Annotated in this window: 3 protein-coding genes and 1 pseudogene; 1 reads left to right on the top strand and 3 read right to left on the bottom strand. The window is 42.9% G+C overall.

Translation table 11 applies throughout. The features are described 5' to 3' along the window. Window positions 1-313: pseudogene (locus B4K20_RS11300) on the top strand (CoA ester lyase); the annotation flags it as partial. Between the two features lie 169 nt (window positions 314-482). Here the strand turns inward: B4K20_RS11300 and B4K20_RS11305 are convergent. The 3 genes from B4K20_RS11305 to pheT form a co-directional block, all read right to left on the bottom strand. Further along, window positions 483-848, bottom strand: a complete 366-nt coding sequence (locus tag B4K20_RS11305) for a MerR family transcriptional regulator (RefSeq protein WP_286305088.1) — start codon at window positions 846-848, stop codon at window positions 483-485. Then, window positions 832-1,128, bottom strand: coding sequence for an integration host factor subunit alpha (ihfA, locus tag B4K20_RS11310; protein ID WP_091711658.1), 297 nt, complete (start codon window positions 1,126-1,128; stop codon window positions 832-834). The genes B4K20_RS11305 and ihfA overlap by 17 nt, the downstream gene beginning before the upstream one ends. 39 nt (window positions 1,129-1,167) lie before the next feature. Further along, on the bottom strand, window positions 1,168-3,402 hold a 2,235-nt coding region (gene pheT, locus B4K20_RS11315; protein ID WP_289282963.1), incomplete at its 5' end, for a phenylalanine--tRNA ligase subunit beta.

The following is a 3,402-nucleotide window of genomic DNA, read 5'->3' on the forward strand; positions in this document are numbered from 1 at the left end:
ACAAACCTACAATGATGCCTATCGAGCCCGCCATCAGTTCGGCTTTATGAGGATGTGGAGTGTTCACCCTGCTCAGATCAAACCTATTATAGGGGCTATGAGTCCTAACCCACAGCAGCTCCAACTAGCCAGTGAGGTTTTACTATCAGCGCAACAACACAACTGGGCACCTATTCAGCTGAACGGAAAACTGTATGACAAAGCTTCGTATCGTTATTACTGGCAACAAATTCAACAGGCCTATTTAGCTGGTATTCCTCTCGAAAAACCTGTGCAACAACAGTTTTTTAGTCAGAATAATTGCACACCATGAGGACTACATTAGATAGCTAGATATGAAATTAACCATACATTATTCTTGTCATGCTATTAACAAGTTAAATACCCACAATACAGACTAGCCAAAAATCATTCAGTTAAATAAAAAAGCCCGTACAAGAACTTTGTACGGGCTTTTTTATTTGAAAAGAATGAATGAGAAATTAGTTTAAAAACGTTCTTAAATCTTCAAGTTCTTTCAGCAACTCTTTTACGAGCTGTTTTTGATCAGTTTGATTATCAGCAGATGCACTCGCTTTTGCATCGGTTCCCAATTGCTGTCTGGCACCACCGATGGTGAAGCCTTGCTCATATAACAAGCCACGAATCTCACGAATCAACACAACATCATGACGCTGGTAATAACGACGATTACCTCGACGTTTAACCGGTTTAAGTTGTGAAAATTCTTGTTCCCAGTACCGAAGAACGTGAGGTTTTACACCACACAACTCACTGACCTCACCAATCGTAAAATAGCGTTTCGCCGGTATTACAGGGAGTTCGTTGTTGTTACTTGCTTCCAGCATAATTGTCCACCCTTGCCTTCAGTTTTTGTCCGGGTCTGAACGTGACCACGCGACGGGCTGTTATTGGGATTTCTTCACCAGTTTTTGGGTTACGACCTGGTCTTTCACTTTTATCTCTTAATTCAAAATTACCGAACCCAGATAACTTTACTTGTTCACCTTTTTCTAATGCCGTACGAATTTCTTCAAAAAACATTTCAACTAATTCTTTTGCTTCACGTTTGTTGAAACCTAATTCATCGTACAACTGTTCTGTCATATCGGCCTTAGTCAGTGCCATGTCTACCTCAAATTAATTCTTATTGTTTATTAAGCGATGTTAAGATCTTATCGTTGCATTAAGCTTTTGCGACAGGGTTTCTGTCACAGTTTTAAGCAATGAGTCGACTTCATCGTCTGTTAATGTTCGCTCTTTGTGCTGGAGTGTAAAGGCCACTGCCAAGCTTTTCTTGCCAAGCTCGACTCCTTCTCCACTATACACGTCAAATAATTGAAATGACTTAAGAATATCAGAATCGATCTCACTCAAGCAATCTTCAATTTGACCAGCATTGACAGCATCATCCACCAAAAGAGCCAAATCACGACGCAATGCTGGGAATTTTGACAGTGTCTCAAACTCGGGAACGACAGAATCAACGACATCATTCAGGCTTAACTCGAAAACGTAGACCTTCCCATCAATATCCAGTGATTTGTTTAGTTTTGGATGGATAGCGCCTAGCCAACCAATAGCTTCATCGTTCTTATAGACACGTGCAGATTGGCCTGGATGTAATGCTGGATGAGATTCTTTCTCGAATCTTACTTGACCACCACCCAGAGCAAGCAATGCTTCCACATCAGCTTTGATGTCGAAAAAGTCCACTTCACGTGGTTTCTGCGACCACTGTTCGGCATAATTACTGCCGTATATTAAACCACCAATTTGACGCGGTTGTGCAATATCATTCAAAGTACCTTTGAAGACACGTCCTACCTCAAATAGACGAATCCGATCATGCTGTCGATTAGCATTATAAACCATTGCCTGTACCAGGCCGGGCCAGAGTGATGTTCTCATCACAGAAAGATCAGACGAAATGGGGTTGGCCAATTTTATCGGTGCTGAGTCGTCTTGTGCGAGTAACTGCTGGATTTTAGGCTCAACGAAACTATAGGTCACAGCTTCATGATAACCACGGTCAACCATGAGGTTTTGCAACCGCTCAACCGGTGTCAATGTCTCCGTAATATTAGTTGTTAAAACGGTTCCCTGCGGACGAGTATTAGGCAAATTATCGTAGCCATACAAGCGGCCTAACTCTTCGATTAAATCCACTTCGATTGAGAGATCAAAACGAAAAGAAGGGACTGATACCTGCCAGCCATCGTCAACGACATCAACAGCCAAACCTAATCTTGTTAATTGTTCAGCCACTGTTTTACCGTCCAGTTCAAGGCCAAGCACTCGTTTGATTCTGTCAGAACGAAGATGAATCGTTGCTGTTTTCGGTAAATCTTTCTCGCTAGATGCTTCAACAACAGGGCCAGCTTCACCACCCACAATTTCAAGCAATAAAGATGTTGCACGATTCATAGCCTTGCTAGCTAATTCTGGATCCACCCCTCGTTCAAAGCGATGTGATGAATCTGTATGCAAACCATAGCTTCGCGCTTTACCAGCAATAGCTTCTGGTGCAAAGAAAGCTGACTCTAGGAACAGAGAGGTGGTGAGTGAACTCACTGAAGAGTCTTGCCCACCCATAACACCAGCTAAGGCTATTGGCTTTTCAGCATCACAAATCAATAAGGTATCTGCTTGCGTATCGATTGTTTGGCCGTCTAACAGGGTCAGCTTTTCACTCTGTTTAGATAAACGCACATTAATTGATTGTTCAATCTTACCCAAATCAAAGGCATGCATAGGCTGCCCTAATTCGAGCATGACATAGTTGGTCACATCAACCACAGGTCCCAAACTTCTTAACCCACTGCGGCGGAGCTTCTCTTGCATCCACACAGGTGTTTCTGCTGCTGGATTAATATTTTCGATGATGCGTCCCAGATATCGTGGGCAGGCAGTAGTAGCTTCAACTTTAACATCCAAAATTTTGGAAGAGGTTGCGCTGACAGGCTCAGATGCGACAGCGTTGATATCTTCTGAAGTCAGTACACCGACTTCACGTGCTACACCCGCGACACTTAAGCAATCACTACGATTGGGTGTGAGATCAATATCGATTGCCTTATCATCTAAATCCAAATAAACACGAAAATCTTCACCAACAGGTGCATCATCAGCAAGCTCCATCAAACCATCAGCAGATTCCGCCAAGCCTAATTCTTTTGATGAACACAACATACCAAACGATGGCACACCACGCAGTTTGGCTTGTTTAATTTTAAAGTTACCAGGTAAAACAGCACCGATGACCGCAACAGGTATTTTCAATCCTTCGCGAACATTACTTGCACCACAAACAATATCCAGTAACGCTTCACCACCCACATTAACTTTTGTGAGACGTAACTTATCGGCATCCGGATGCGGTGTGACAGAGGTCACTTGCCC

Source organism: Methylophaga sp. UBA5088 (assembly GCF_002414625.1).
GTDB lineage: Bacteria > Pseudomonadota > Gammaproteobacteria > Nitrosococcales > Methylophagaceae > Methylophaga > Methylophaga marina.

Excerpts from the sequence above, each read along its gene's own strand:
- B4K20_RS11305 (WP_286305088.1), bottom strand. The coding sequence starts at position 848 with ATGCTGGAAGCAAGTAACAACAACGAACTCCCTGTAATACCGGCGAAA.
- ihfA (WP_091711658.1), bottom strand. The coding sequence starts at position 1,128 with ATGGCACTGACTAAGGCCGATATGACAGAACAGTTGTACGATGAATTA.